Origin of the sequence: Thiocystis violascens DSM 198 (genome assembly GCF_000227745.2) — a bacterium.
GTDB lineage: Bacteria > Pseudomonadota > Gammaproteobacteria > Chromatiales > Chromatiaceae > Chromatium > Chromatium violascens.
Window position 1 is genome coordinate 3,813,368 of the sequence record NC_018012.1, and the last position, 25,960, is coordinate 3,839,327.

Sequence of the window (25,960 nt, forward strand, 5' to 3'; positions counted from 1 at the left end):
TACTGTTCCATTTATCTTGAGCAAACTTGCTCAATGGACTTATCCGCACTGGGTTGACGCGACGGATCGCCCAACTCAAGCCTCTTGACGCTCAGTGGCGCCGGAGAACGTGCCAGTAACACCCGCTTCACGTCCCGATACGGCGTAAACCGCTTGATTTCGGGATCGGCGAGGCGCGCCAACACGTTCAGAGCCGCGTTATGGTCCGCCTGAAGAACGTCCCCGGTTGCCCGGTAAAACTTATCGCCCACTCGCCGGCCTTGCAGCAAGCCAGTGGTCGAGTCCATTTGCGACGTATAGGCGCCATTGACGAGCACATGCTCGGCATTACGCTGCTCGCACACCGAGTCGAGGGCATCGGCTAACGTGCCTTTCGCCCATCCGCTCATGCGTCGGTTGTATCGCTTCCATTGCACCTTGCTGGCAATGGGCGACGTTAAATCTTCGGAAGCCACCAGCGCGGCCTTGTCCACGATGGAATGCGCAGACTGGAAGGCGATGGTGCGCAGACGTTGTTTGGTGCGCCGCTTCCGGGCGTCGATCTTTTTGCGCCCCAGGTTGCAGCGGCGAATCCGGTCGGCCTTGGCGATCCGCCCGGCGTCGCGGTGTTTTTTCTCCAGCGCATGGAGTTTGTTGCGCTGTTTCCCGGTCTTGGCGGCGGCGTCGCTGTAGTCGGTCAAGACCGCACCGAAAGCCGCGCCGTGCGCCTCGCCGTCGGAATCGGTAAACGCCTCGGTGTAGCCCTTGTCGACCCCGAGTGCCTGCTCCCCGTGCGGACGCCCCGCCCCCTTGTCGGCGGCGTAGTGGATCTCGGTGAAGCCGTCCTTGACGCAGATGCGCAGGTTGCAGCCGGTCAGGTCGACATGCTTGCCGGTGCTGGTCGTGACCAACCGGAGGTCGCCGCCAGACGGCTTGGCAATCCGAATCGTGATGACCAGCCGGCCATCCACGATCGCCGACGCGTGCTTGTCGGAGCGCACGACGAACTGATTGGACGTGTGGCTGACACCATGCCGGAAATGCTTGCGCATCTGCCGGTGCAGAAAGGGCTCGTCCCGCCATTGATCATTTTTGAGCAGGGTATAGAGCCGCTTGCGTTCGGCCGGGTCGGTCGTGCGCTTGGCGATAGCCTGCCGCACCTTGAGTTTGGCTGCGGCCTTGTAGGTCAAGAGGTCGTTGACGACATCCTTGGTCGTTTCGTTGCGGATGGTGCCGTCGACCGGCAGCGATCCGTACAGATTCCGCGCAACGATGTCCTTGCGGATGTCTAGGGCGGAGCGTCCGACGTTACCGAGCGCGCCGTAGCGCCGCCAGACGTCCCCGCGCAGATAGCCCATCGCCCGACAGATCGGCGCGAGTTCAGGCGGGGCGTCGGCGCGCAGGGTGCGCGTCACCTTCATTCGCAGAGCGCCTTGGGTTGGACGGCGGAACACTCGGGGAAGTCGGCCTTGATCGCTTGCTTGTACTGGCGTAGTCCGTCCAGGCGACAAGAAAACGTGTGCACGATGGCCAGCAAATCCTCGACCATTTCCTGCTGAGGCGAGAGCGATTCCTGATTCACGATCACGACTTCGCAACCGTTGTGCCGGGCGATGTGCTCGAACAGGTCGAAGCCGAAACGCATCAGGCGATCCTTGTGAGCGATCAGGAGTTGGCGAAGCTCGCCGCGTTCGATCCGCTCCACCAAGGCAAGAAACCGCTTGCGCTTGAAGTTCATCCCGCCGCCGATTTCCTGAATCCACTCGTCGACCGCGATCCCCGCGCCCAGGCAGTAGGTTTCCATCGCTTTGACCTGCGAGGCCAGATCGTCCTTCTGCCCGGCACTCGACACGCGGCAGTACACCACCACCGCGCGCTGCTCCGGGGCAACGCCTGTGAGCAGGCGCACGTCCGTTTCGTCAAAGTAGCGATGCCCGGACGGGTGACGCTTGGCGACGAGCTTGCCCTCGCGCTCCCAGCGCCGGAGCGTCGAGGGCGCTTTCCCGATCCGTTTCGCAAACTCGTTGATGCGGTAAATCTTGCTCATAAGAGCAATTATAGTGAGTTATGAAAAAGAATTAAGGAGCAGTTGATAGCTCCGGTCTGTATGTTGTCAACTCAGGCGCCTGAGTGAATGAGCCTAACCCGGCGAAGCCAGAACCAAAAGACGGCGGATCGATTGTGAGCGGTCGATCCCCGAACTTCTGGCGAGCTAGATCGAGCATTTTGTCGAACGCCATCAAGACGCGAGGAGGATCGCCGTCGCGCGCGGCGATCGCTCCGGTTGAGTCAGCGCTTTCACAATATCGGTCAAAACCGAATGATAAGTGTCAATCTTGATTGACATGGTGTTTGACATGAATCATTGACAGTCAAATAAAACATCGTCAAATTGCGCATCAATTGTGCAAACAATCGGCAGCCCTCTGCCAGGAGCACCGATGCAGCGATCCTCAACTTCAATTCTGGCAGGGCAAGTCGCGCTGGACGTTCCCGTTACCGACCGCGCGGAAGCCTCCCGAAGCGTCCGCCCGCTCACACTCTACGACGCTTTACGGCAGGGTGATCCGCATTCACGTCCGCACCGGATCGAGGCAGGCGATCCCCCGGAGTTGAACGTCCAGAGCTGCGCCATTGGCCGGGTTGAAATGCTAAAGGCATCCGGCGGTCCCCTCTCCATCGACACCGACGGGAGTTCGACCGTGGCCAGGGTCACCGCGCTGATCCAGATCGAAGGGACATCCACCGCTAGGCAGGGGGCTCGCACCGCCGAGATCGGACCTGGCGACCTGTGCCTGACACGCAGCGGACGCCCTCTGTCGTTGCGCGTCGAGGGATCCTTCCGCTTCGCCCTGATCGAGGCCCCAGAGGACGAGATCGCGGACCGCTTCCCTCTGTGGCGGGCAGCCATGCTCACCCCCATTCGCGGGAGCAGCGGGGTGCCGGCGGTCTTCTGCGATGCGGTGCATTCACTGCATCGTTGGCAGGATTCACTGGGCGGGGCGGCGAACGACGGTCTCGCCGACGCCGTGATCAACCTGATGGGGGCCTTGGTTTGCTTCGCCGTCCCGATCAACCGAGACTGCGTGCAACAATCCCTGTTCCAGAAAGATCGCATCAAGAAAATCGTCCAACTCAATCTGCGCAACCCCGCTCTGAACGTGGATCTGATTGCGGGATCCCTGGGGTTGTCTCCCCGTCAGATCCACCGCGTTTTCTCGGACGAAGGTATCTCCCTGATGCGCTGGGTCTGGGTGCTGCGCCTGGAGCAATGCTATCGGGAGCTGCGTCAGGACGCATCGGGTAAACGCTCCATCAGCGACATTGCCTATACCTGGGGATTCCACGACCAGGCGCATTTCAGCCGCGCCTTCCGCAAACAATTCGGGATCTCGCCTCGCGAGGCCCGGAGCCAGTTGAACACAGGCATCTCGGACGCGACGCCCGCGCTTTAGACAGTTAGTGGACACTTTCTAAGTTTCACGCGGAGACGCGGAGCACGCGGAGAGTCGGAAAAAGTCTCACGGCTCACGCCGAGCGATTGCCATCGGGAGGCCACTTGGAGGCCGTCCCCATCATTCATCATTTCTCTCTCCGCGCACTCCGCGCCTCCGCGTGAGATCGTCATTCAGCCACTGTCCATTTTCTACGTCCCGATGGCTGCCTGTCATGGAGCCAACTGACGCGCCCTGTCTCGCCATGGCGCTCAGAGTCAAAACCACTGTCATTCTGCGTCAATACACCTTGTTATCGAATTTGTCACACTCGCCTTGTGAGTGAACGCTCGGCAAGAACGGGCGCTCTCTTGAGAATGCGCCCTATCGCGTGTCGCGGCTGGGTCGTCTCTCAAGGGGAATAAAAACGAATTGGATGGGGTGGATGTTCCGTGCGGATCGGGGTCGATCATGTCGATCCGTGTTTCCGTCTGTCCTTCTCTCTCCCTCTCAAACGATTGATCGGCGTTTTTCCGAGCGCTCGCCGATTCGCTCGGTACCGCCCGTGTCACCCTCTCCAACGTCCATGCGGTCGTTGTGGCGAGGAATCCCGCTAGCCTGCCCTGGCGATGGCCATGGCTCAAACGAGGACTGAGGAGCGCGATGAGCATTTTTCCCTCGCTTTCCCCGCCACGCATCCGCCTGGCGACCCCGGTGGCGATGTTGTTGGCCACCATGCTGATCGTCTCCTGCACTCCCATGACGCATCAGGGCGTGAATGACGGATCTCCCGCCGGCGAGCAGACGCGGATCGACCTGACGAACCAGGACTCGACCTACATCGGCGAAAAGGCGTGCATCCAGTGCCACGAGCATGCGAACGAGCACGCCAGCATGGGGGAACACCTCAAGGCATTCCGCGCCAATCCCCGCACCGCGCGCCAGGGCGAAGTCTGCGAGTCCTGTCACGGCCCCGGCTCCAAGCACGCCGAGGATAGCTTGAACCCCGCGCTGATCATCGGTTTCACGCGAGATTGGGGTACGCCGGTCGCGAAACAGAATACGCAGTGCCTGACCTGCCATCAGGGCGGGGAACGGCTGCATTGGGTGCGCTCAACCCATGATATCAACGGGCTGGCCTGCAGCGACTGTCACAGCCCGATGGTGAAAAACTCGGTCAGTGGGGCACTGGTCCGGTCGAGCATTTCCGAGACCTGTTACACCTGTCATCAGAAAGAGCGCGCGGATTTCCATAAACGCTCCCACATGCCCCTGCCGGAGGGCAAGATGACCTGCGTGGATTGTCACAATCCGCATGGTTCCCCAACCCGGCCATTGCTCAAGGGGGATACGGTCAACGAGGTCTGCTACACCTGTCATGCCGAGAAGCGCGGCCCCTTCCTCTGGGAGCATGCGCCGGTACGCGAGAATTGCGCCAACTGCCATGTGCCCCACGGCTCCAACAACGAAAAGCTGCTGGTCACGCCCCGTCCATTCCTCTGTCAACAGTGTCATGACGCCTCGGTGGGCCATCCGGGCACGATGTACAACAACAGCCAGACCGCGCAGTCGCAACTGCTGGGAGGCATTCAGAGCGCGCGGGTCATCGGGCGCGGTTGCCAGAATTGCCATACCCAGATCCACGGCAGCAACCACCCGTCCGGGGCCAGGTTCCAGCGATGAATCGCCCTACCGCAGTGTCATTGAAGATGACCGTGCCGGATCGACAATCCCGGCCGGTGCCAAGAATCAGAGCGGAAACCGAGGTTTGCCGATATGAATAAGCCATGGCGCAAAAAAACCCTGACCGTCTGTATCACGGCGGCGATCGCGCAGCTGGGGGCGGGTGGCGTGCGGGCGGACTCAGCCGTCGGCGTCAATACCATGCTCGGCAATGCACTCAACCCCGATACCTTGAGGACCATTCCGGCGCGGGATCCGGAGACCCTGGATGCCTCGCCGGGCGAGCGCACGCCGACCGGCAAGCTCCTTGGCTGGCCGGCGGCGGTGCCCGCCACGACGACCACCTCGGATTGGACCTATCACGGCCAGATCGAGGCCGGCGGCATGGGTTCGGCCGGAACGACCGGCAGCGCCTGGTTCAACCAGTACAAGGATCTGCCCACGGGCGGTCTGTATCTCAACAACTTTCACATCCAGGCGGATCAGCCGGAAAAAGGCAAGGGCTACTTCCTGGAAGCGTTGGGCGGGGGGCTGGGCTATCGGGACCAATATGGCGGGATCAACTTCGGGCGCTATAACGACTGGAAGGTGAAGATCTTCTACAACGAGATCCCGCACACCTTTACCAGCACCTATCGCAACCTGTGGAACGGGGTTGGCAGCGATAACCTGACCCTGAAAACGCTCGCGCCCGGCGGAACCAGGGTTCCGGCGACCGGCGCCCCGAATGCGGCGAGGAGTCAGACCGCCACCATCGACAACATGGTCGATGCCATCGACGCGCTCGACGACTCGGAACTGGGCCTGGTGCGGCGCACGGGTGGATTGAGCTTCGACAAGTACATCACCAACGCCTGGCGTTTTTACGGCAGTTACAGTAAGGAACATCGCGACGGCGAACGGCCCTTTGCCGCCGTGTTCGGCGGCGGCGGCGGCGGCGGGAATATCGAACTCCCCGAGTCCATCGACTACGACACCCATGACATCCTGGCCGCCCTGCGCTTCGACGACGGGGTCAATAACCTGAATCTACAGGCCAATGTCTCGCTGTTTCGCAACAACATCGACACGGTAGTGCCCTTCTCTATATGATTTCACGAATGAGCTTTAACTGAGAGAGTGCTATTATAATGATGGACAAAATGCCAAATAGCTCCAATATGGTTCTCAAGCTTTTTTGAGAAAGAAAGTGCTTTTCGTACGAGCCTGGAAATACGTTGCCTGAGTGTGCAGTTGTATCGTTCGATATGATTTGTCTTTCCCGATTCCTTACCGACAGCGTAATGACGGAATTCTGGAAAAACGGATTGATAAGCTTCCCAAAAATCGGTGTAGAAATCGGCCAATTCTTGATAATCGCGTGGCAATGAATTCCATAATCCTTGCGCACCCTTAATGCCACGAGATCCGATATAAAGTCCGACAACATATCCAGAGTCACGATCTTTCGCGATCCAAACCCATTGTTTTTCATCTTTTTTCAAAACAAATGACCACAGTTCGTCGCACTCGACAACCAGTCGAAAATCAGACAACTTTGGCACGTTTAATTGGCGCGGAACGCCCTCGTATTTTTGATTGACATAGATTTGCAACCAGGATTCAGAGACATTTGCAACACGCGCGATACCAGCAAGCGCAATCCGTTCAAGAAGCAGTCGATCGATCAGCGATTTGGTCTCTTCAGAAATCGCTGAAACTAAGGGGTCAATCACGAATTGACGGCCACATTCCCGACAAAGATGGTTTTGCTTTCCGGTTGCATTAAATCCATTCTTCACGATCTTGGTGGTGTTGCAAGTTGGGCAGTGATTCATGTTTGAATAAATCCAGTCAGATTTTAGATCCTATAGATTGGGGCACTACCCATCGACACCATGACCTTCGAGAATCCGCTCTATGTCGGCACCAATACCATCGCCGCCGTCGCCCCGAACGTTCTCGATCCGTCGCTCTTCACCACCGGCACCTACGATCTCTATCCGGACAACAACTATTACAATCTGCGCGCCGAGTATGGCCGCTCCATGCCGGACTGGTTCAACAGCCGGCTGACCGCCACCGTTTCGCTTAGCAAGATGACGCAGGATGATGACCTGATCGCGCCGACCTCGCTTGACATGCGGGGGCTCTCGATCAATGGCGTGTCGGCGCTCAACAACTGGAACACCACCGGCGCGCTCAGCAAGCAGAGCGCGGACGCCGAGATCGACACCCAACTGTTCGATCTCGGGCTGGTCATGCGCCCGACCGCAAAACTCGATCTCAACGGCAAGATCCGCTATTACGCGACCGACAACAAGACCGACTATCAGGCTTGCAACCCGCTGACCGGACAATGGGGGCGCCTGCTCAACGACGGCAGCGGCGGCGCCTTCGTGTTCCCCAACGCCACCGCCGGCAACAATCCCAGGGGAACCCTCAATACCGCCTTCAACACGACCGGTTGCAACCTGGAGGCGACCCAGGCCCTGGGTTTGGTCCCCAGCGCCGGCAACGTCAATATCCGCAACGTCCCCTACGAATACAGCAAGCTCAATTACGAGTTCGGTGGGGAATACCGGCTGGCGCGCGGCCAGAGCATCAACGGGCGACTTGAGCGCGAGGAATACCGCCGTGAGCACCGCGAACGCGACAAGACCTGGGAGAACATGCTCAAGGTTGGATATGTCAATCGCGCCTTCGATTGGGGCACCCTGAGGGCCTCGGCCGAGTACGGGCGGCGGCGCGGCGATACCTATGACCCCGACCCCTATCATGCGTTCTACAGCGCATCGCTTGGTCCCGAACCGACGGCGAACCTGACCAACGTGGCAAGCTGGATCCACGCCATGAGTTCATTCCGCAAGTTCGATCTCGCGGACCGCGACCGTCTGGGGCTCGACCTGCGCCTGGACGTCATTGCGAGGCAGGATCTCGACATCGGGATCAGCGGCCAGTACCGGGATAACGACTACCCCAATTCGGACTTCGGACGGACCGACAATCAGACGCTCGGCTCGGCCAGTCTCGATGTGAATTGGCAGCCGTCCGCCAAGCTCGGGCTCTTCGGTTACTACAGCTACCAGAAATCCTCGCTGAGTCAGGCGGGGGTCCAACCGAACGGCTGCATCATCGGCAATTACTATTATTTCTACAGCGACGGATTTGTCGGGACCGGCACCACGCCAGCGGCGCCCGGGAGGGCTGGCGCGACCCTTGTCAACACGGTGCTCGTGAGTTCCGGCGACTGGCAGAACAGTTGCGCGGATCATTCGCCGACCAGTCCCCTGTGGCCAGACAGCCGGCAGTGGACGGTCGAGAACGAGGACACCAATCATGCCTTCGGGTTGGGAGGGCGCTATGACTTCGGATTCGCCCGGTTGGAACTGGATTACACCTATGTCACCGGCAGTTCCAGCCTGGATTACAGCTACAACCCCGCAGCCCTGGCCCTCACGCCGGTCCTGACGGAACTGGCGGGCAGCGGTATGCCGGACATGGATTACACCCAGCAGATCCTGAATTTCAACCTCGTCGTGCCGATCTCCAAATCGGTGGCCCTGCGCGCACTCTATCGCTACGAGGAAGGTACCGTCGACGACTGGCATTACGTGGGCGTGGCGGAGAATCCCGTCCCGCTGACGACGGGGAACCAGGCGGTCTATCTGGATTCGGGAACCCAGGACTATCACAACAATGTCTTCGGCCTGTTGGTGCAGGTGAGCTTCTGACAGCGCGGCGATCGGGCCGCACGCCTGGCGGGCGGTCTTGTGCCTGGATTCATTTCGCGGGGGGATCAAACGTGTCATGTTTTATCGAGAGTCACGGCGGGCCGAGCGGCGCCGTCAAGGGCCGATCAGGGCCTGAAAAGCGGGTCGGAGCGCTGGTGCTGGCCGCACTCGCGGCCTTGTTCGCGACACCGCTGTTCGCGCAGACCACCGATGTCGATCGGCTTATTACGGACTCCTGCGCGACCTGTCATACCCAGACCGGCAACAGTCTTGCGCCGCCTTTTCCCAAACTGGCCGGACTGTCCGCCGAGTACCTCGCCAAGCAGCTCAGGGATGTGCGGAGCGGCGCGCGCAAGAGCGAGATCATGCAGCCCATCCTGGGCGATCTCAGTCGAGGCGAGATTCAGGCCATTGCGAATTATTTCAGCCGCCAGCAGCGGACGCCTGGCATCGTCACCAACCCCAAGCTGATCGCGGCGGGGGAGCGCGTCTACCTGGAAGGCAATAAGGAAAACGGCGTGCCCGCCTGCGCCGGTTGTCACACCAAGACCGGAGCCGGGGCGCCCCGTTTCCCGATGATCGCTGCCCAGAACGCCGAGTATGTCATTCAGCAGTTGCGCAACTTCCGTAGCGGCGAGCGCACCAACGATTTCGGGATGCTCATGCGCACCACGGTGAGCCGGCTCACGGACGATGAGATCCAGGCCGTGGCCCAATATGTTGCCTCCATGCCGGTGCCCCCGGTCGGGCGCTAAAGGAAGGTGAAACGATGAACAGGTTTATGATCCTTGCACTCTCGCTGATCGGCGCGTCCGCGTGGGCGGACGCCCCCACTCCACCCATCGTGGATCCTCCTCGTCAACCCTATGCCCCCGGCATCGAGTCTCCCGGTTATATCTGGAACGATCTCAAGGGGGAGGAACTGCTCGCCTTGCGCGCCCAGGGAAACGCCGAGCACGGCGAGGCCGCTTTCATCGTCTGCGTGGGCTGTCACGGCAGCGATGCCCCAGGCGACGAAGCGGGCTTTTACCCGCGGCTGGCGGGTCAGCACGCATCGGTCCTGATCAAGCAGTTGGCGGATGTGCGCGAGGGTCGCCGGGATAACCCCAAGATGTACCCCTATGCCAACGAGCACGTCATCAGCACTCAGGAGATGGCCGATATCGCTGTCTATCTGCATCGGCTTCCCGTGCCGGAAGATCATGGGCAGGGAACTGGCGAGACGCTTTCAGTTGGGGCCGAGCTGTATCGGAAGGATTGCAAGAGCTGTCACGGTTCCAGCGGCGAGGGTAGCGATCAGAAGTTCTACCCCCGGCTGAACGGCCAGCATTACAAGTATCTGCTGCGCCAGGCCTACGACATCCGCGACGGGGTACGGCGCAACGCCAACCCGGAAATGGTGGATGCCATCAAGCCCTACTCGGATGCCGAGGTTGACGCGGTGACCGATTATATCTCCCGGATGGCGGTCAAGACGGAGGTCTCTTCTGGCACACCGTAAGCATCACTGCCATTAAGTTAAGGATTTTCCGTTCGCCCTGAGTCCTGAGCTTGTCGAAGGGTCGAAGCCTGTCATGAGATTGTCGAATGGGGCGGGCGGGAAATCCTAAGCCTTTGAGCGTTAAGCCGTTCATGGTTCGACCCTTCGGCCATGCTCAGGACTCACCACGAACGGCTTAACTTAATGGCAGTGACCGTAAGCCGTCGGTGGTGACGGGCCGCCGAGGCGCCCGCGCGCGGGATTGAGCACTCCATCCCGCTTGTCGCCGGTCTGTTTAGAGCGCCGCGATCCTGGCTCGCTGAGTCTGGAGATTGCCGATGGCGGCGGCGTGCTCGGCTAGTTTGGCGCGTTCTTTCCCGACCACCGCCTCCGGCGCCTTGTCGACGAAACTCGGGTTGGCGAGCTTCTGCTCGGTGCGGGCGATGTCGTCGGTCAGGCGCGTGATTTCCTTGTCCAGCCGCTTGAGTTCGGCATCCTTGTCGATCAACCCGGCCATCGGGATCAGGAGCTTCATGGCGCCGACCAGCGCGATGGCCGATTCGGGCGCGGCGTGCTCGTCATCAAGAAGGGTGATGGACTCGGTACGGGCGAGAAAATCCAGATAGGGCCGCGCGGTGTCGAGCCAGCGCCGGTCCTGTTCGGAGGCATTGGCCACCAGTACCGGCAGCGGTTTGCCGGGTGCGATGTTCATCTCGCCCTTGATCCTGCGCACGCCCAGGATGCATTGCTTCACCCAGTCGATCTCGTCGACCGCCTGGGCGTCCTCGGCGCCAACCTCGGCGACAGGGTAGGGCGCGAGCATGATGGTGTCCCCATCGACACCGGCGAGCGGCTTAACTTTCTGCCAAATCTCCTCGGTGATGAAGGGCATGACGGGATGAGCGAGGCGCAGCAGGGTCTCCAGCGTGGCGACCAAAGTCCGGCGGGTGCCGCGCTTGGCTGCGTCCGATGCCTGATCGCCCGTGAGCACCGGCTTGGACAGCTCCAGATACCAGTCGCAGAAGTCGTTCCAGGTGAATTCATAGAGCGCTTGGGCGGCGAGGTCGAAGCGGTAACTCTCGATGGCGGCGGTGACGGTGGCGATGGTGGCGTTGAGGCGCGCGCGAATCCAGCGGTCGGCGGCGGAGAGTTCCAGCGGGTCGGATCCCAGACCGCAATCCTGCCCCTCGGTGTTCATCAGCACATAGCGCGAGGCGTTCCAGAGCTTGTTGCAGAAGTTGCGATAGCCTTCGGTGCGGCTCAAGTCGAACTTGATGTCGCGCCCGGTGGTGGCGAGCGCGGCGAAGGTGAAGCGCAGGGCGTCGGTGCCGAAGGCGGGGATACCGTCGGGAAAATCCTTGCGGGTGTCCTTGGCGATCTTGTCGGCGAGATGCGGTTGCATCATGCCCTTGGTGCGCTTCTCGACCAGCGCCTCCAGCTCGATACCGTCGATCAGATCGATGGGGTCGAGGACATTGCCCTTCGACTTGGACATCTTGTCGCCGTGGGCGTCGCGCACCAGGCCATGGATGTAGACCTCCCGAAAGGGTACGTCCCCCATGAATTTGAGCCCCATCATGATCATCCGGGCGACCCAGAAGAAGATGATGTCGAAGCCGGTGACCAGCACCGACGTTGGGTAAAAAGTTTTTAACCGATCGGTTTCCTCCGGCCAGCCGAGCGTACTGAAGGGCCAGAGCGCGGAGCTGAACCAGGTGTCGAGCACGTCCGGATCCTGGACCAGCACCACCTCGGGGCCGAATTGATGCTTGTCGCGGATCTCCTGCTCGGAGCGCCCGACATAGACGTTGCCCTCGCAGTCGTACCAGGCCGGGATGCGGTGTCCCCACCAGATCTGACGGCTGATGCACCAGTCCTGGATGTTGCGCATCCACTCGAAATAGGTGTTCTTCCAGTTGTCCGGCACGAAGCGGATATCGCCGTTCTCGACCGCCTTGATCGCCGGATCGGCGAGCGGCTGCACGCGCACGTACCACTGATCGGTCAGATAGGGTTCGATGACCGCGCCGGAGCGGTCGCCGCGTGGCTGTTGCAACCGGTGATCCTTGACCGCCGCCAGCAGGCCGAGCGATTCCAGGTCGGCGACAATGCGCTTGCGCGCCTCGTAGCGATCAAGTCCGATATAGGCGGCCGGCAACAATTGGCCTTCTTCCGGCTCGTTGTCACGGACTGCCGCATCGGGCGTGAAGATGTTGACGAGCCCGCCATGCGGCTGATTGGCGATGCTCGTCTCGTCGCGGTGCCGCAGCCAGACCTGATGGTCATTGAAATCATGCGCCGGGGTGATCTTGACGCAGCCGGTGCCGAACGTGGGATCGGCGTGCTCGTCGGCGAGGATAGGGATGCGCCGCCCGGTCAGCGGCAGCTCGACGAACTCGCCGATCAGGTGTCTGTAGCGCTCGTCCTCGGGGTTGACGGCCACCGCGCAATCGCCGAGCAGGGTTTCGGGACGGGTGGTCGAGACCACCATGTAGAGCGGTTCCGGCGCGCCGAGCGGCTGGATCAAGGGGTAGCGCATGTCCCACATGTGGCCGCTTTCTTCCTCGGAGATGACCTCCAGGTCCGAAACGGCCGTATGCAGCACCGGATCCCAGTTCACCAGCCGCTTGCCGCGATAGATCAGCCCCTCCTCGAACAGCCGCACGAAGACCTCGCGCACCGCCTCGGACAAGCCTTCGTCCATGGTGAAGCGCTCGTGCGCCCAGTCGAGCGAGGAGCCCATGCGGCGCAACTGGCGGGTGATGGTCCCGCCGGATTCGGCCTTCCACTCCCAAACCCGCTCGGTGAAACGCGCGCGGCCATAATCGTGCCGAGTCTGGCCCTCGGCATTGATCAGACGTTCCACCACCATCTGAGTCGCGATGCCGGCATGGTCCGTGCCCGCCTGCCAGAGCGTGCGGTCGCCCTGCATCCGGCGATAGCGGATCAGGGCATCCATGATGGTGTCCTGGAAGGCGTGCCCCATGTGCAGACTGCCGGTCACGTTGGGCGGGGGGATCATGATGCAGTAGGCGCCGCCCTCGTGCGTGCGGGCGGTTGCGGCCGGGACAAAGTAGCCCTGTTCCTCCCAAAACCGATACCAGTTTTTCTCCAGGGCTTGAGGGTCGTAATTTTTATCCAGCATGGCGGGGTAGGCTCGTGGTCGCGCGCGTGCGAAATGGCGCAGTATACCCGATGTCCAGTTTTCGACAGTCAAGCCAGGGTAAGCTTTGAAATCGTCTTCGTTATTCGTGACCAGGATCGCGCCGATACCGCGGCCTTCACGACTCTTGCCAAGGTCAACATTGGTTCATGCGTCGCTGTCGCTTTCGGCAGGTTGAGATCGGGAGTCAAAATATCCGCCAGGGTCTGACGCACAGCCTCACGACCACCGGTCCCGGCGCAGAGAATGAGGGCCCACCGGTGGGTTCTCACCGGGCTTCATCCAGTGCTCGCGGGCATCGTTCAGATAGAGGTGCATCTGGCCGGCGTCCGCGTAGCTGAACCTGCCGATCTTGAGGTCGATGATCAGGAGATGGCGCCGGCGTTGTCTGGACGCCTTGAGTCGCTTGCGATTCTCCAGATGCCGTCTGGCGAATTTGGGGCGCTGAAGAGGTTGCGGACGACGTCTCGAATGTCTGGGCGGGCGAGGATTTGCCAGACAGTGTCTGGCAAATGTCATCCAGCGGCAAGGTTAGGTAAAAGGCTCGCATCTGCTGAAGATTCTGACGGCTGAAGCCTCGCCAAAACCGACCTGTCAGGTCCAGCGCCAGTCGTTGGATCAATGCCTCGCCATATTCGGCGCGCTCCGTTCCTCCCTGCTCAAACTCGACGATGCGTCGCCCGATCTCCCAATAACTGGCGGTCATCAGCGCATTGACGCTGCGTGCCGCCGAGCGGCGGGCGCTCTCCAGCAAGCGAATGATGTCGCCTTGCAGACCCGCATAATGCGCTTCTGAATGGGTCATGACTGAATCTGGTTGAACATCTGTTCCAAGGTGGCTGTCGTCGCAGCGTCGTCGGGATCGGCTGTGATGGTACCGATTGCGAAAGGGAGCAGCGCGATGGCTGGTCGCCGGCATGCGCCGCCGGGCTGATTCAGATCAGGCATCAACCGGCCCGGTGGATGGTGCGCCATGCAGCGAATTTCAGCCACACCTTCCACGATACGGGCTAGACCTGGCCACCGGCATCGATCAGGGCATTGAAGATCGCGCCTGCTGTCCGCGCAGCGCTGATTAACGCTGTATTTCGATCAGAGTGAACCGGCTGTCTGCCCGGCAGGGCATTTGCGGTAGTATGCTTAAAACTCGTACTGGCGCGGTGTGATCGAGGCGAGCCCTGACGAACGACGGTCATCGATCGGCGCCATACGCGAATGGGATGGCGCATTGCCCGCCGGTTCCGACGTTCGCTGACCACAGCGACGGCCCTGTTTATCCCACCGCCCCACCACATGCGATATCCGAAGTGCAACCGGCACTGACGGTCGATGCCGCCGCTGCGGCAGAGGATCGGGCGTGTCAGGTTGCGGACGATGACGGGACGTTCGACTTCGACCTGTCAGGTTGGGAAGCACATGATTGCAGGATTTCACGCTGCTGCCCTGTGCCCACCAAAGTCAAGAATAAGGAGCCTATTCGATTGACGGATAGAGACCACGAGATTCGTCTGGCGGCTTTTGCTCGTTGCGCGCGGCTCATGCACGACTACAGCGGAGCCGTTGCCTGGGACGCGATTCAGGATGGTTTCGAGTTCGACGGCGAGCAGGTCTATCTCGCCGGCAAGGCGCGCGGCATTCATCGACCGCGACAGATGAAACGGGGCGTCCTCAGTATCAAGACCACCAAACCCCGGAAAGGCCGCACGGCTCGTTATGATGACGCACTCGTTGGCGATGGCTATTTTTCCTATGCGTTTCAGGGTGACGATCCCGGCAACCATGACAATACCTGTCTGCGCGAGGCGTTCGCGGATCAGTCGCCCCTGATCTATTTCTACGCGCTGGTGCCGGGCATCTATCAGATTCTCTACCCCTGCTATCTGATGGAATGGAATCCGCACAGCCTGTTCTGTACCGTCGCAATCGGCAGCCAATTTGAATTGGTCCAACCTTCCGAGGTGCGTGAGACCGCCGGCCACTATGAGTTGGCGCAACCGTCCGCAGCGCGCGAGCCAGCGTCACCCATCGAACGCCGCTACAGCACCATTGAGGCGAAGGTCCGGCTGCATCAGGCCGAATTCCGCGAACTGGTGCTGTCCGCCTACGACCGTCGCTGTTCGGTTTCAGGATTACCCATCCCGGAACTGCTGCAAGCCGCCCACATCATTCCTGACCGCGATGAGCGCGGACAGCCGGATGTCACCAACGGCATCTGTCTCTCGATCCTGCACCACACCGCCTACGACCGAAATCTATTGGGCATCGACCCAGACGGGCGGATCGTCATCGCCGAGTCCGTGCTCGGGCAGCACGACGGGCCGACGCTGGAGACGGCGATCAAAGCGTTACACGGCCAGACCATCCGCCTTCCTCGCCATGACGGGGATCGGCCCAATCGGGATTATCTGGCTGAACGGTTTGAGGCGTTTCGGCGGGTGGGGTGAGCGCATGGATACCGTTCAGTGGATCATGAGCCGTCGGTACCGAAAGAACTGCGTGCGACCGGGGCACGCGGTGAGCGGTCAGATTGGCCTGGACCTTTGGTGCCGAGAGAACCTCGGATAGCCAGCACCCAGGATCCGCATGCCGTTGTTATGCGTGTTGCCAAAAAGCGCTCTTGCCGTAGATCGCGTTATGGTATGGATGAACCCGCTGCTTGTGTGCCTCTGAGAGTACGCAATCCGTCATGGCCCAACATAGTATGAGATCAGGCTTGGTGCGTCTGGTTCGCCGGCCATCCGCTTTTGCGAAAAGCCTGCGAGTTCAGCTTCGGGTTCAACAAGATCCGAATCAATTAGCAGGAACTGCGTGCCTGCGCCGTTTCCAGCAGCCGCGAGCCGGTATATCTCTCGATACAGTGACTGCACCAGTTCAGGGTTCTCGTCGTCGCTGATGTTCTTCGTTGGACTGTCAATGATCAAGATGTTTGGAACAGGCATTCCGCGTTCTCGGGCCACCTCGTGAACGGCTAATGCATAGCAAACATTGAACAGCGTTTTCTTGCCACCGCTGCCAGTTTCCCAGAAGCCCCACTTCTGTTCAGAATGGACGACGATGGGCTTCCAGTTGCGCGGGTCCAGCACCACATCGTCTTCGTCTGAGACACCGGGGAAGCCCACGTCAAGCATGATCGCCTTGAACTTCTTTGCAATTGCACGGGCGTTCTCGTCAGCAAAGCGAAATCGATGTCGCTCGTCCTCGATCATCGAGCGCAGCTGATCGATACGTCCCTGCGATGCGCCTGCCTTTTCCTCCAGTTCATTGATCGCCCGAGGCATCTCCTGGAGTTGGGCGAGCGACCGAAGGCGCTCCCCAAGTGTCGCAATCTCGCGGTCGGCCTCGCGAATGCTCTCAACAAATGCTGAGTCGTAGCGTCGCAGTCCGTCCTCTAGCTGGCGATCTAGCAGCCTCTTTGCGCTTTCGGCTCTCTGAAATTCTCGCTTGGACCGCTCCAGCGCTTGCTGCCTCCGGTTCATTGAGTCTGAGATCTGGTCAATGCGATCATTGAGTTCTCGCCGAACTGCCTCAGTGTCGAAGCCTGGACGAGCCTCTGTGGCTATCGAAGGGGTGCCACAAAGACGGCACTGTTCAACAGCAGACGGACGCTTCGATATGTCAGAGCCACACTGGGGACAACGTGAGTAATCGACACTGTCGAGAACTCGACCCGCTTGTTCAGCCCGACCAGCCTTCACTTTCGCAGTAATCAGCTCGGCACGAAGTGCTTCTTGTTCGGCGAGCATGCTCTGAGATGCAATGATGGCTTCTCGTAAATCGGAGACGATTCGGCTCAGGTCGCGCAGCCTGCTCCTCAACTCGTCGGTTGGATGAATACTGGCCTCACGGTCTGTTTCGAGCGTCTGCTTCCGTTCCTCGGCAGCTCGCAGTTCGCGTTCACTTGCCCCAATCTGGTCTGTGAGATCTGACTCAGAGCCGAGATCGAACCGAGCCATGAAGCGACGGATCTGTACAACCGCTTCCCGGGCGCCGTGCTGACCCGCGATTGTACGGTAAAGGTCCGCCTGCAACTGACTCAAGCGCTCCGAATGCAAACCCGTGAAGAACCTCATCGCATCTTGGCTTTTCCGACCTCGGAATGGATCCTCTAGGCGAAAGAACGACGAATCCAAGTGAGTCTGGTCCAGATAGCAGTACCGCCAGATGTCTCGGAAGCTGAGCCTGATCATTGGAGAGTCTGGATCTCGACTCCGCTTGAGAACCTTGATGGGCTCTACGCTACACAGATGGAACAAGAGATCGCTGAGGTTGTAGACCTCTGCATCCAGCAGCGGCATCTCACCTGCGGACAGTGGCGCATTGACTGACCCGAAATCGTCTTTTCCACGACTCCATGTGACGCGAACCGCGAGATTGTCTTCAGCCCCACGTTCAAGCGTGCACTCGTATTCACCGAGTCTCGCCCCAAGGACGGTCGAGACGAACGCCTGCTGAATCGCTGGCGTTCTCTCCAGGTCGCCGCCGAAGCAGAAGTCAATGAGGCGCGCGACGGTCGATTTACCCGTACCAACGGGACCGTACAGGAAGGTGACGGCCTCCGAGAAGCGAATATGCTCGGTCGTCTGCCGGGTTCTGACCACGAGATGAGTCAGCCGGATATTCATGTTGGGATTCTCTCATTAGACCGAAGCGACACGACTTCAGGGAAGGTTTCATAGATGAACCGCATCAGCACCGTTGCTTTTACGTCAAAGTGGCGCTTCAACAGGGCTGAACGCTTCGCGTAGTCCTGAAAGTCTGGAGTCGCGCTCAACTCCGACGCCAGTGTCCGACCGCGTTCTGTGAGCGCAATCACGACCTTGCGTCCCTCCACGCTCACCGTGACGAGCCCCTTGCCGATAAGGATATTGAGGAACTCGCGATACCGGTGATCCCAAGGCCCGAATCGATAGCGCACCATCTGGGACTCGACACTAAGTCGCTCATGATCCGCAAGCTGTACATCGCGCGTAGAGCGGCCCTTGGCGGCCAGGGCACGCTCGAGCATAACTGGGTAACGGAGAAGAAAATCGAGCTTGGCGAGCTTTGTGAGTCCCTCCACTGTGTCTCGTTGCCCCATATCTGAGAAGGCTGTGATGAGCACAAGGAGACGAGCAGCGTGCAAATCCGGTTGATTGTCGAGCTCAGCAATCGTTTCGACCAGATCCATCACTGCGACTCCCATGGTCGGGCGTGGCTCCAGACGACTTTACACTGAGCGGTCAGCGAGAAGGCAATACCTTCAAGGTGATCGTCGGTGCAGTCATAGAGTTGATAGCTAGCTGTCCGTCTCTCGCGAAATCGGCGACGCAGCTCTTCCCTCATTGCTGGTCCGAAATCGTCGGTCTCGGTTTGGGTGGCGTCGAATGATCGTCCGGCGTCGCTCAACACGAGTGAGCAGACGTGGCCGTAGCGTTCGAGCCCCTTGTCATATCCGTACTTCTTGGTCCATGCGATTCCGAGGTAGTCGGCTTTGTCGCGCAAATCCTCCGCAGAGTTCCTCGACACCACCGAGAATCCCCCTGCATCCAGCTTCTTGTGTAGTAGCTCGGTACTCCCTTCTCCTGGCCCAATATAGCGAGCGGGATCGCCAGCCAAGGTGGCGGAGGAATCGCGGCCATGCTCAAGGATGCTTTGAACACGAGCGAGTGTCATGCGCTTACCGTCAATCCGTGCCGCCATATCAGAATCGTCATTGACGATTGCAATTACATACGCTGGGAGAAGCTGCTCATGACCCAGCGAAGAGGCCCTGCTGCATTCGTCAATCAATGCTTGGGCCGCTCGCCTCACCGCATAGTATGAGCAGTCGGTCGCCGGAGCCCAGCATTGGGCGATGGTATCAATTAGGCGAATGACTGCATCACGGAGCTTCGGTAGATCTGCTTTGGCTTCGGTTTTCGACATTGCGGCAAATGCAATCGCCTCCGTCACGGAGGCAGCCTCAACGACTTGCCTGAACCATGAGGCGACGGGCGGTTGGAGGTCCGCAACTGTCGCCGCATCCTTGATCGACTGTAGTACGTGGCGAATATCTTGTCCGTTGCGTTCCGAATGGAGCGGATGATTCGTCAAGAAGCAGAAACACCGAAACCTCCTTGGGTAGTCGGATTCCAGCTTAGCGAAACGGACGCATGCCGCGAGAACGTCTTCGTCCTTCGCCTTCCACAGCGGTTGGTCTCCACGACGTGTCTTTACCTGGTGCCCAGTGAATGATCCATCCTGGTGCTTGAGCAAAACATCCTCGTGGTGCTCGCAGAACACCTCCTCAACATCTTGCGTGTCGTCCATGAGCATGCAGCACACGACCGCCGCCCAAGTCCACTGAAAGCGATAACGATTGGCGGTTTCGTCGCCTGGGTCGCCATGCGCGACCTTGTTCTCGGGGCTAGGTATTGGAGCATCCGCCATCTGTGGTCACCTCGCGACCGGTTCGCAATCGAGTGGAGTCATAGACTGGCGTCCTTGCAGCGCGTGCTAGGCTGACATCAACCTAACCCCCGATTGTCAGACGTTTTGAAAACGCTTCGTTCCCCGCAGTGTCCAACAGATTGTGGTCGTAATAGCGGGCGTGGCGTCGGCTTCCAGATACAACTGTCCGCTTTCGCGGCTTGCTGTGCGCTTGGTTCGCCCGGGACCGCCAGCCACTTTTGAGACAGATCGGCCAGCCAGCGCCGAAGCGATAGGCCGGCAGTGCCTATTGCAGCGTTATCATCAGTGTGCATGCGAAACGCCGGCTGCTATTCACCAACGGTCTGGCACAGAACATTGGCAGGATACAGCGATTCGCCAGTCGGGTCTTCCGAACCAATCGCCCCCGATCCAGGCCGTTTGATTGTCGCGCTCAGACAGATCGGTTACAGCCTGGAACAGGCGCTCTCTGACCTGATCGACAATGCACTGAGCGCAGGTGCCACCAATGTGCTGATCCGGTTTCTATGGACTGGCGAGCGCATCGTCGGGGTGGCGGTGGTCGATGACGGCGCCGGCATGGATGCGGCTCAACTGCGCAACGCCATGCGCTTCGGTTCCGCTGCGCGTGTCGATCACACCTCGCTCGGCAAGTTCGGGCTGGGGCTCAAGCTATCCTCGTTCAGCCATGCCCGCACTCTGGTCGTGATTTCGCGGCGGGAGGGCCTGACGGTCGGTCGACGCTGGACACTGGCGGGGATCCGGCGTCACTGGGACTGTGACATCGTTAAAGAAAGCCAGGCGGCGGCGCTGATCGATGCGCCTTGGTCGCCGATTGACCTGCGCGTGTCGGGAACGGTCGTGCTGTGGAACGACATCGACAAACTGCCGGTGTCAGGCCGGGGTCTCCGCTACACCCTCAATGCTCTGCACCGCCGCTTGGAGCTGCATCTTGGCCTGCATTTCCATCGCTTCATCCAGCGCGGTGTGTTGAGCATTCACATTGACCAGCAGGAACAGGGAGAGCCGGAACATCAGATCCGTGCCACGGTTCCCGCACTGGATCCCTTCGGATACGGGGTTGCACCGCTCGAAGGCTACCCGCGAACCTTCGTGATGCACCTCGCCGGGGTCGGCGAGATCCCGCTCGACTGTCACCTCTGGCCGCCTAACAGCGACCGGCCGGAATACCGGCTCGGCAACCGGGCGGCGGCGCGTCAGGGGTTCTATTTCTATCGCAACCGCCGCCTGATCCAGGCCGGCGGCTGGAACGGGCTGTTACAGAACGACGCCGAACCGCACGCCTCGCTGGCCCGGGTCCGGATCGATCTGCCGCCATCCTTCGACGACCGTTTCAGTCTCAATGTGCAGACCGGCAAACCATCGGAACGCCGGCGGCGTGAACTGGCGCGGATCAATCGGATTCTGCTCGCGGCGGCTGCACTGGAGCAGGGATGAGCGAGGCTGGGGAACCGAAGCCATCCGGCGATGTGCTGACGCCGGCACAGCGTTCGCGCTGCATGTCACGCATTCGGTCGCGCGATACCGGGCCGGAAATCCTGATTCGCCGCGCCCTCTTCGCCCGAGGCTACCGCTACCGCATCCATGATCGCAAACTGCCGGGCCGCCCCGACATCGTCTTTCCCGGACGCCGGGCACTCATCATGATCCATGGCTGTTTCTGGCACACGCACGGCTGTCATCTCTCCGCTACCCCGGCCACGCGCCGGGAGTTCTGGGAACGGAAGCTGGGTGAGAACCGTGCGCGTGACGACCGTGTGCTCAACGCCCTGCGTCTGGCCGGCTGGCGCGTCCTGACCGTCTGGGAATGCGCGCTGCGGGGTAAGAACCGACAGGATCCGGGGGCCGTGATCGACGCCTGCGAGCGGTTCCTGAATCATCCGGAGATGCGCCGCGCAACGATTGAAGGCTTGTCGCGCGGAAGCGTGCCACCCGGCTTGAGCGGAGACGACACGGACAGAACCTGAACAGCTCCGGACATCACGCGGACAGGGGTCGATAGCTCCCGATGCGGAACAGGCGGCACCTGGATGCGGCTGTTCACGGCGGATCGGCAATCTCCCGTATGGCATCCGGCTCAGGCGAGCACCAGCTTTTGTCCGGCGGTCTTTGACCACAAAGAGCGCCGGCGCTGAACCCTTGCTGTGGCTGGTTTCAGCGGTCATCGCGCCACACCAAAACCCCGCACCAAAACTCGCGAACGCCTGTGGGCGACCCACTTCGGGCCACCAGGGGAGGTATCCCTGGCCGGTCTGCACCGCCTTCGCCAACACTGATTCAACCGCACGCTCCACCGCGCCCCGCCGCCAGGCGGCGCCACGGTCCCCCGCTCACTGCGACCGGGTGAGAGAAAAGATGGCCATCCTTTCGGTTCGCAATTGCGCGCATGTCGTGAAGGAAGCCGGCACTCCAATTTAGGTGACTGGTACACCGTGGAGAATTGCAGTGGCGTTGTCACCACGCATTGCGATCTTGAGGACTTGGCGCGCGAACTAGGGGTGTTGAAAGCGCATGAAATGCTAGACGATCAACCATCTGAGGCCGATGTGAAATTTTGAAGCGCGCGCCGGACCGACCCTACATCGGCACCCGGCGCACTGACCAACAGTGAGAGAGGCTTACCGCATGGCTACCGCAGATTCTACCAATCCCGACACGTTCTATCGGGATTGCCTTCAATGCATGCTGGCTGCTGACGAAAAGCTGGTGCAACTCGTTCGCCGGGAACTCGATGGCGTTCGGATCACCACCGAGGACGTGGCGCAACGGCTGAAGCGACTGGCTGTGGGTTAGTAACTGTATTGGCACCTAAAGGATATGGATGATTGGCGCGATTTACGCCGATAAAACAGGAGGTTGATGCAGCTTGTCGAGGTTTTCGATTTTGCGCTTGAGTTGGCACTAATCGGCTTGGATTCAGTCGTTGCCTATCGGTTTTGCATTTAGTTTGGTACTTCGCCGATACGGCTTGGCATCACATCATTCCACCCTTCCAGACGACCCGGCCCACGATTTCCAGTTGGTGGAGGCGGTCGCGCTCGATGAACTCCTCGGCATAGGCGAAGTTGTCGGTGCCGAGCCGGACCCGGCCATCGGCCAGGCGTTGCAGGCGCTTGGCGCGCAGCTCGTGATCGATCTGTAAGACGTAGATGTAGCCACCCTCCGGCTCGCGCTTGGCGCGGTCGACCAGGAGGGCGTCGCCGTGGCGGATGGTGGGCTCCATCGAGTCGCCCACGGCCCGCACCACCGCCAGGTTGTCGGCCTGGATGCCGGTCTGGCGCAGCCAGTCGCGACGAAACGCCAACTGGGCGAGCACCGCCTCGCTTTCCACCAAGACCCCCGGCCCGGTGCTGACCGACACGTCGTACAGCGGCACCAGGGCAAATTCCTCCCAGATCCCCGCTGGAGCCGTTGGTTCCGGGCGTGCTCCCCCAGTGCGCATGGGGCCTTCGCCTGTCCATAGCCAGCCCAGCCGGACGCCGGCGGCATCGCACATCTTCGCAATCGGGACGAGGCCAGGCTGGCTTTGGCCATTGGCATACCGAGCAAGCTGATCGGTCGAGATGCCAGCCGCCTCTGCCGCTTTTTTGCGAGTCTCAAAAAGGTCAGAGACAGCACTAATGCGGCTATAAAGTTCTGGCCTAGAAGTTTTACCTCGCGCAGCAATCTCTTCCGAAGGTAAAAAGTTTAATTTTTTTGTATTCATATCAAGTTCTTGATGGTTTTTTCCTGTTTTGATTGCTGGCTTCAACTTTTTAGAACTTTTACCGCTCTAGGCAAAAGATCCGCAATATTGAAGGGCTAAAAGTTTTAAGCGGGCTTTTGCCGCAAAAAAGCGTTGACGCGCCGCAAATATGCGTCAATACTTTACTCATGAAAAAACTACTAGACCCCAAAAACCCCGCCGCTCGTTGGGAGCTGATCAAGGCTGCCCTCCGTGCACGCGGCTCCTCGCTCAGCGCCGTGGCCCGCGATCTGGGCTTAACGCGGGAGGCTGTGCATCACGTCCACCGCAATCGGTACCCCGCAGTCGAAGCGGCGATTGCAAGCGTCTTGGAGGTGTCGCCCGCCGATCTATGGCCGGATCGCTATCACGCGGACGGTCGTCCGGTACGCCAACGGCCCAATGCGCCGATGGCTAGACCGACCTTTCGTCGGAAAGAGAAAGTTAAGGCCAACTTTAGCATCGCTATTAGCGATGAGGAGCCAGGGGCGTGAAGTCTTGGTACTCGGTGTCGGCATTGATGGGGCTGCCTGGCTTACCAAAAACCGGGCGGGCGATTCAGCTTCGAGCCAAGCGCGAAGGATGGAATCATCGCCCCCGCGCTGGTCGTGGTGGCGGCAAGGAATACGCCATTGAATCGCTACCCATTGAAACGCAGCAGCATCTTGCAGGCGATTCGGCAATCTCGTTGCCGACGAATCAAGGGGGGGCGCCACGTTACGGCTGCCGGATGTTGTTGTCCGTGGTGTTGGGCTGGATCGGCCTGCAATTTTTGCGCGCCGCGCAAGCCGCGCTCAATGAGGAAGGCGCGTCATGAAATCCTGGTACTCGGTCGTCGATTTGGTTGGCCTGCCTGGGCTGCCGGGCACCAAAAAGGGCGTCATTGACGTCGCAACGCGCCAAGCCTGGAAACACCAACCCCGCCCCGGCCGTGGCGGCGGCAAGGAATACGCCCTCAAATCCCTCCCGAAAATCACCCAGGACCACCTGCTGCAAGTCGCCATCGCCCAGGTTCCAGCCCTGGCCGCGCCCGTCGTCGCGCCCCTTTCCGGCGACGTCACCCAATTGGTGCCCGTCAGCGCCCCCGACCATCTTCCCGACGCCAGGAGCCTGGTCGCCGCCAACCCGACCGCGGTCAGCGCCGACCCAGCGGCGGACCGCCACTTAGCCACCAACCCCACCCCTTCGACCCGGCTCAGGACAGGCCCCAACGCCCCCCGCGACGTCACCGAACTCAAAGACTGGCAGCGCCGGCGCATGGAAGCCCGGCTCGCCCTGCTGCAAGAGATCGACCGCCTCGGCACCGTGCTCGGGCTCGAAAAATCCATCAAGACCCTGGTCAACCAAGCCGATCTGGGCCAACTGCCCCCCGAACTTGCCGCCATGTTGGGCGTCGCCAACGCCAAGAGCGGCGGCGCGGACGGGGAGCGCACCCTCTCGCGCCGCACCCTCTATCGCTGGCTCGCCGACCGCGCCCAGGGCTATCTCGCCCTCGCCCCCAAATCCACCGAGCGCCAGCGCGTCCCCGCCTGGGCGCCGGCGCTGCTCCAGCTCTACCAGCGTCCCACCAAGCCCAGCCTCGCCTGGGCGCTGGGCGAACTGCCCCAGCACCTGCCCGAGGGCACCGCCGCCCCCAGCTACTGGGCCGCCAGCCGCTTCCTCAAAAAACTCGGCAGCGTCGAGCGCGAACGCGGCCGGCTCGGCACCCGCGACCTGCGCAACCTCCAGCCCTTCCGGCGGCGCTCCACCCGCGAGATGTGGCCCGGCGACGTCTACACCACGGACGGCCACACCTTCGACGCCGAAATCCGGCATCCCGTCCACGGCCGCCCGTTCCGTCCCGAGATCACCTCCTGTCTCGATGTCTGCACGCGCCGCTCAGTCGGCTGGTCGATCGCCCTGGCCGAAAGCGGTTGGGCCGTCCTCGACGCCCTGCGTCACGCCTGTCTGGTGGGCGGCATTCCCGCCATCTTCTATGTCGACAACGGCTCGGGCTACTGCAACGCCCTCATGGACGACGCCGCCGTCGGGTTGCTGGCGCGACTCAGTATCACCAAGGCGACCTCCATTCCTTATAACGCCCGGTTAAGCGGCCCCGCTGGGGCGGCTTTGATGAATCTGCGAGGTCCGATGTCTACGGGAATTAGATTATCTGCCGCTGGGGGCTTGCATTGGTGCAAGCCCTGCCCGTTTTGCAGGTCAGACTATTTGCAGATTGCTGTCGGCTCTAGGTGGGCGCGCGTCGAGTGCAAAGGCATTTCGTGTCATTGCCAAGGCCCTGAAATTGCGATCTGGGACGAAATGAACAAAAACGTGGAATATTGCGTCGAGCGATGGAATGACGCGAAACGCTAA

Annotated in this window: 21 protein-coding genes and 1 pseudogene; 12 read left to right on the forward strand and 10 right to left on the reverse strand. The window is 60.6% G+C overall.

All coding sequences use genetic code 11. The annotated features are described in order from the left end of the window. Nucleotides 1-11: 11 nt before the first annotated feature. Together THIVI_RS16900 and THIVI_RS16905 are read right to left on the reverse strand one after the other, a co-directional pair. Entirely contained in the window at nt 12-1,400 is a 1,389-nt protein-coding gene (locus tag THIVI_RS16900; RefSeq protein WP_014779753.1) for a transposase, read from the reverse strand. Further along, entirely contained in the window at nt 1,397-2,026 is a 630-nt protein-coding gene (locus THIVI_RS16905) for an IS607 family transposase (protein ID WP_014779754.1), read from the reverse strand. Before THIVI_RS16905 ends, THIVI_RS16900 begins: the two co-directional genes overlap by 4 nt. A gap of 394 nt (nt 2,027-2,420) precedes the next feature. Between THIVI_RS16905 and THIVI_RS16910 the strand changes: the two genes are divergently transcribed. The 3 genes from THIVI_RS16910 to THIVI_RS16920 all read left to right on the forward strand — a co-directional run bounded on the left by THIVI_RS16910 (nt 2,421) and on the right by THIVI_RS16920 (nt 6,188). After that, a complete protein-coding gene (locus tag THIVI_RS16910; protein WP_014779755.1) occupies nt 2,421-3,434 on the forward strand; it encodes a helix-turn-helix domain-containing protein in 1,014 nt (337 codons plus the stop codon). A gap of 642 nt (nt 3,435-4,076) precedes the next feature. Then, on the forward strand, nt 4,077-5,096 hold the full coding sequence (locus THIVI_RS16915; protein WP_014779756.1) for a DmsE family decaheme c-type cytochrome: 1,020 nt from the start codon (nt 4,077-4,079) through the stop codon (nt 5,094-5,096). Between the two features lie 93 nt (nt 5,097-5,189). Continuing rightward, a complete protein-coding gene (locus tag THIVI_RS16920) occupies nt 5,190-6,188 on the forward strand; it encodes an MtrB/PioB family outer membrane beta-barrel protein (RefSeq protein WP_014779757.1) in 999 nt (332 codons plus the stop codon). A 2-nt stretch (nt 6,189-6,190) separates the two neighbouring features. On the opposite strand, the gene THIVI_RS23910 is transcribed toward THIVI_RS16920, so the two are convergent. Continuing rightward, entirely contained in the window at nt 6,191-6,913 is a 723-nt protein-coding gene (locus THIVI_RS23910; RefSeq protein ID WP_014776653.1) for an IS1 family transposase, read from the reverse strand. Nucleotides 6,914-6,973: 60 nt separating this feature from the next. Between THIVI_RS23910 and THIVI_RS16930 the strand changes: the two genes are divergently transcribed. From THIVI_RS16930 to THIVI_RS16940, 3 genes are all read left to right on the forward strand, one after another. After that, nucleotides 6,974-8,809, forward strand: a complete 1,836-nt coding sequence (locus THIVI_RS16930; protein ID WP_014779758.1) for an MtrB/PioB family outer membrane beta-barrel protein — start codon at nt 6,974-6,976, stop codon at nt 8,807-8,809. Between the two features lie 71 nt (nt 8,810-8,880). Continuing rightward, a complete protein-coding gene (locus THIVI_RS16935; RefSeq protein WP_157174492.1) occupies nt 8,881-9,564 on the forward strand; it encodes a c-type cytochrome in 684 nt (227 codons plus the stop codon). 14 nt (nt 9,565-9,578) lie between these two features. Continuing rightward, nucleotides 9,579-10,310, forward strand: a complete 732-nt coding sequence (locus tag THIVI_RS16940; protein ID WP_014779760.1) for a c-type cytochrome — start codon at nt 9,579-9,581, stop codon at nt 10,308-10,310. Between the two features lie 274 nt (nt 10,311-10,584). On the opposite strand, the gene THIVI_RS16945 is transcribed toward THIVI_RS16940, so the two are convergent. From THIVI_RS16945 to THIVI_RS26190, 3 genes and pseudogenes are all read right to left on the reverse strand, one after another. After that, a complete protein-coding gene (locus THIVI_RS16945) occupies nt 10,585-13,434 on the reverse strand; it encodes a valine--tRNA ligase (protein ID WP_014779761.1) in 2,850 nt (949 codons plus the stop codon). A 237-nt stretch (nt 13,435-13,671) separates the two neighbouring features. Beyond that, complete coding sequence (locus THIVI_RS26185) at nt 13,672-13,971, reverse strand: PDDEXK nuclease domain-containing protein (protein ID WP_342610614.1); 300 nt, start codon at nt 13,969-13,971, stop codon at nt 13,672-13,674. Further along, nucleotides 13,955-14,371, reverse strand: a pseudogene (locus tag THIVI_RS26190) (DUF1016 N-terminal domain-containing protein); the annotation flags it as partial. The gene THIVI_RS26185 and the pseudogene THIVI_RS26190, both read right to left, overlap by 17 nt. Nucleotides 14,372-14,933: 562 nt before the next feature. Between THIVI_RS26190 and THIVI_RS16955 the strand changes: the two are divergent. Next, nucleotides 14,934-15,896: an HNH endonuclease gene (locus THIVI_RS16955; protein ID WP_014779763.1), complete on the forward strand. Its 963-nt coding sequence runs from the start codon at nt 14,934-14,936 to the stop codon at nt 15,894-15,896. A gap of 240 nt (nt 15,897-16,136) precedes the next feature. Here the strand turns inward: THIVI_RS16955 and THIVI_RS16960 are convergent, their stop codons facing one another. The 3 genes from THIVI_RS16960 to THIVI_RS16970 are packed head-to-tail and all read right to left on the reverse strand — an operon-like array spanning nt 16,137 to nt 19,860. Then, nucleotides 16,137-18,074 (reverse strand): AAA family ATPase, encoded by a 1,938-nt coding sequence (locus THIVI_RS16960; protein ID WP_014779764.1) that lies wholly within the window; start codon nt 18,072-18,074, stop codon nt 16,137-16,139. Beyond that, nucleotides 18,071-18,619, reverse strand: coding sequence for an ABC-three component system middle component 4 (locus THIVI_RS16965; protein ID WP_014779765.1), 549 nt, complete (start codon nt 18,617-18,619; stop codon nt 18,071-18,073). The genes THIVI_RS16960 and THIVI_RS16965 overlap by 4 nt, the downstream gene beginning before the upstream one ends. Continuing rightward, the gene (locus tag THIVI_RS16970) at nt 18,619-19,860 is read right to left on the reverse strand and encodes a DUF4297 domain-containing protein (RefSeq protein ID WP_014779766.1); all 1,242 of its coding nucleotides are present in this window, start codon (nt 19,858-19,860) and stop codon (nt 18,619-18,621) included. The genes THIVI_RS16965 and THIVI_RS16970 overlap by 1 nt, the downstream gene beginning before the upstream one ends. A 420-nt stretch (nt 19,861-20,280) precedes the next feature. Here THIVI_RS16970 and THIVI_RS16975 point away from each other — a divergent pair, with 420 nt between their 5' ends. Then, nucleotides 20,281-21,318: an ATP-binding protein gene (locus THIVI_RS16975; protein WP_052315054.1), complete on the forward strand. Its 1,038-nt coding sequence runs from the start codon at nt 20,281-20,283 to the stop codon at nt 21,316-21,318. Further along, nucleotides 21,315-21,848 (forward strand): very short patch repair endonuclease, encoded by a 534-nt coding sequence (locus THIVI_RS16980; RefSeq protein WP_014779768.1) that lies wholly within the window; start codon nt 21,315-21,317, stop codon nt 21,846-21,848. Before THIVI_RS16975 ends, THIVI_RS16980 begins: the two co-directional genes overlap by 4 nt. 1,007 nt (nt 21,849-22,855) lie before the next feature. Here THIVI_RS16980 and THIVI_RS16985 read toward each other — a convergent pair. After that, complete coding sequence (locus THIVI_RS16985) at nt 22,856-23,587, reverse strand: LexA family transcriptional regulator (RefSeq protein WP_014779770.1); 732 nt, start codon at nt 23,585-23,587, stop codon at nt 22,856-22,858. Nucleotides 23,588-23,754: 167 nt separating this feature from the next. Here THIVI_RS16985 and THIVI_RS23915 point away from each other — a divergent pair, with 167 nt between their 5' ends. Genes THIVI_RS23915 through THIVI_RS16990 form a run of 3 tightly spaced genes read left to right on the forward strand, consistent with a single transcriptional unit; the run spans nt 23,755 to nt 25,960 of the window. Next, on the forward strand, nt 23,755-24,099 hold the full coding sequence (locus tag THIVI_RS23915; protein WP_014779771.1) for a helix-turn-helix domain-containing protein: 345 nt from the start codon (nt 23,755-23,757) through the stop codon (nt 24,097-24,099). Further along, nucleotides 24,096-24,422 (forward strand): DNA-binding protein, encoded by a 327-nt coding sequence (locus THIVI_RS23920; RefSeq protein WP_014779772.1) that lies wholly within the window; start codon nt 24,096-24,098, stop codon nt 24,420-24,422. Before THIVI_RS23915 ends, THIVI_RS23920 begins: the two co-directional genes overlap by 4 nt. Continuing rightward, on the forward strand, nt 24,419-25,960 hold the full coding sequence (locus tag THIVI_RS16990) for a DNA-binding protein (protein ID WP_014779773.1): 1,542 nt from the start codon (nt 24,419-24,421) through the stop codon (nt 25,958-25,960). Before THIVI_RS23920 ends, THIVI_RS16990 begins: the two co-directional genes overlap by 4 nt.

Excerpts from the sequence above, each read along its gene's own strand:
- THIVI_RS16900 (WP_014779753.1), bottom strand. The coding sequence starts at position 1,400 with ATGAAGGTGACGCGCACCCTGCGCGCCGACGCCCCGCCTGAACTCGCG.
- THIVI_RS16905 (WP_014779754.1), bottom strand. The coding sequence starts at position 2,026 with ATGAGCAAGATTTACCGCATCAACGAGTTTGCGAAACGGATCGGGAAA.
- THIVI_RS16910 (WP_014779755.1), top strand. The coding sequence starts at position 2,421 with ATGCAGCGATCCTCAACTTCAATTCTGGCAGGGCAAGTCGCGCTGGAC.
- THIVI_RS16915 (WP_014779756.1), top strand. The coding sequence starts at position 4,077 with ATGAGCATTTTTCCCTCGCTTTCCCCGCCACGCATCCGCCTGGCGACC.
- THIVI_RS16920 (WP_014779757.1), top strand. The coding sequence starts at position 5,190 with ATGAATAAGCCATGGCGCAAAAAAACCCTGACCGTCTGTATCACGGCG.
- THIVI_RS23910 (WP_014776653.1), bottom strand. The coding sequence starts at position 6,913 with ATGAATCACTGCCCAACTTGCAACACCACCAAGATCGTGAAGAATGGA.
- THIVI_RS16930 (WP_014779758.1), top strand. The coding sequence starts at position 6,974 with ATGACCTTCGAGAATCCGCTCTATGTCGGCACCAATACCATCGCCGCC.
- THIVI_RS16940 (WP_014779760.1), top strand. The coding sequence starts at position 9,579 with ATGAACAGGTTTATGATCCTTGCACTCTCGCTGATCGGCGCGTCCGCG.
- THIVI_RS16945 (WP_014779761.1), bottom strand. The coding sequence starts at position 13,434 with ATGCTGGATAAAAATTACGACCCTCAAGCCCTGGAGAAAAACTGGTAT.
- THIVI_RS26185 (WP_342610614.1), bottom strand. The coding sequence starts at position 13,971 with ATGACATTTGCCAGACACTGTCTGGCAAATCCTCGCCCGCCCAGACAT.
- THIVI_RS16960 (WP_014779764.1), bottom strand. The coding sequence starts at position 18,074 with ATGAATATCCGGCTGACTCATCTCGTGGTCAGAACCCGGCAGACGACC.
- THIVI_RS16965 (WP_014779765.1), bottom strand. The coding sequence starts at position 18,619 with ATGGATCTGGTCGAAACGATTGCTGAGCTCGACAATCAACCGGATTTG.
- THIVI_RS16970 (WP_014779766.1), bottom strand. The coding sequence starts at position 19,860 with ATGGCGGATGCTCCAATACCTAGCCCCGAGAACAAGGTCGCGCATGGC.
- THIVI_RS16980 (WP_014779768.1), top strand. The coding sequence starts at position 21,315 with ATGAGCGAGGCTGGGGAACCGAAGCCATCCGGCGATGTGCTGACGCCG.
- THIVI_RS16985 (WP_014779770.1), bottom strand. The coding sequence starts at position 23,587 with ATGAATACAAAAAAATTAAACTTTTTACCTTCGGAAGAGATTGCTGCG.
- THIVI_RS23915 (WP_014779771.1), top strand. The coding sequence starts at position 23,755 with ATGAAAAAACTACTAGACCCCAAAAACCCCGCCGCTCGTTGGGAGCTG.
- THIVI_RS16990 (WP_014779773.1), top strand. The coding sequence starts at position 24,419 with ATGAAATCCTGGTACTCGGTCGTCGATTTGGTTGGCCTGCCTGGGCTG.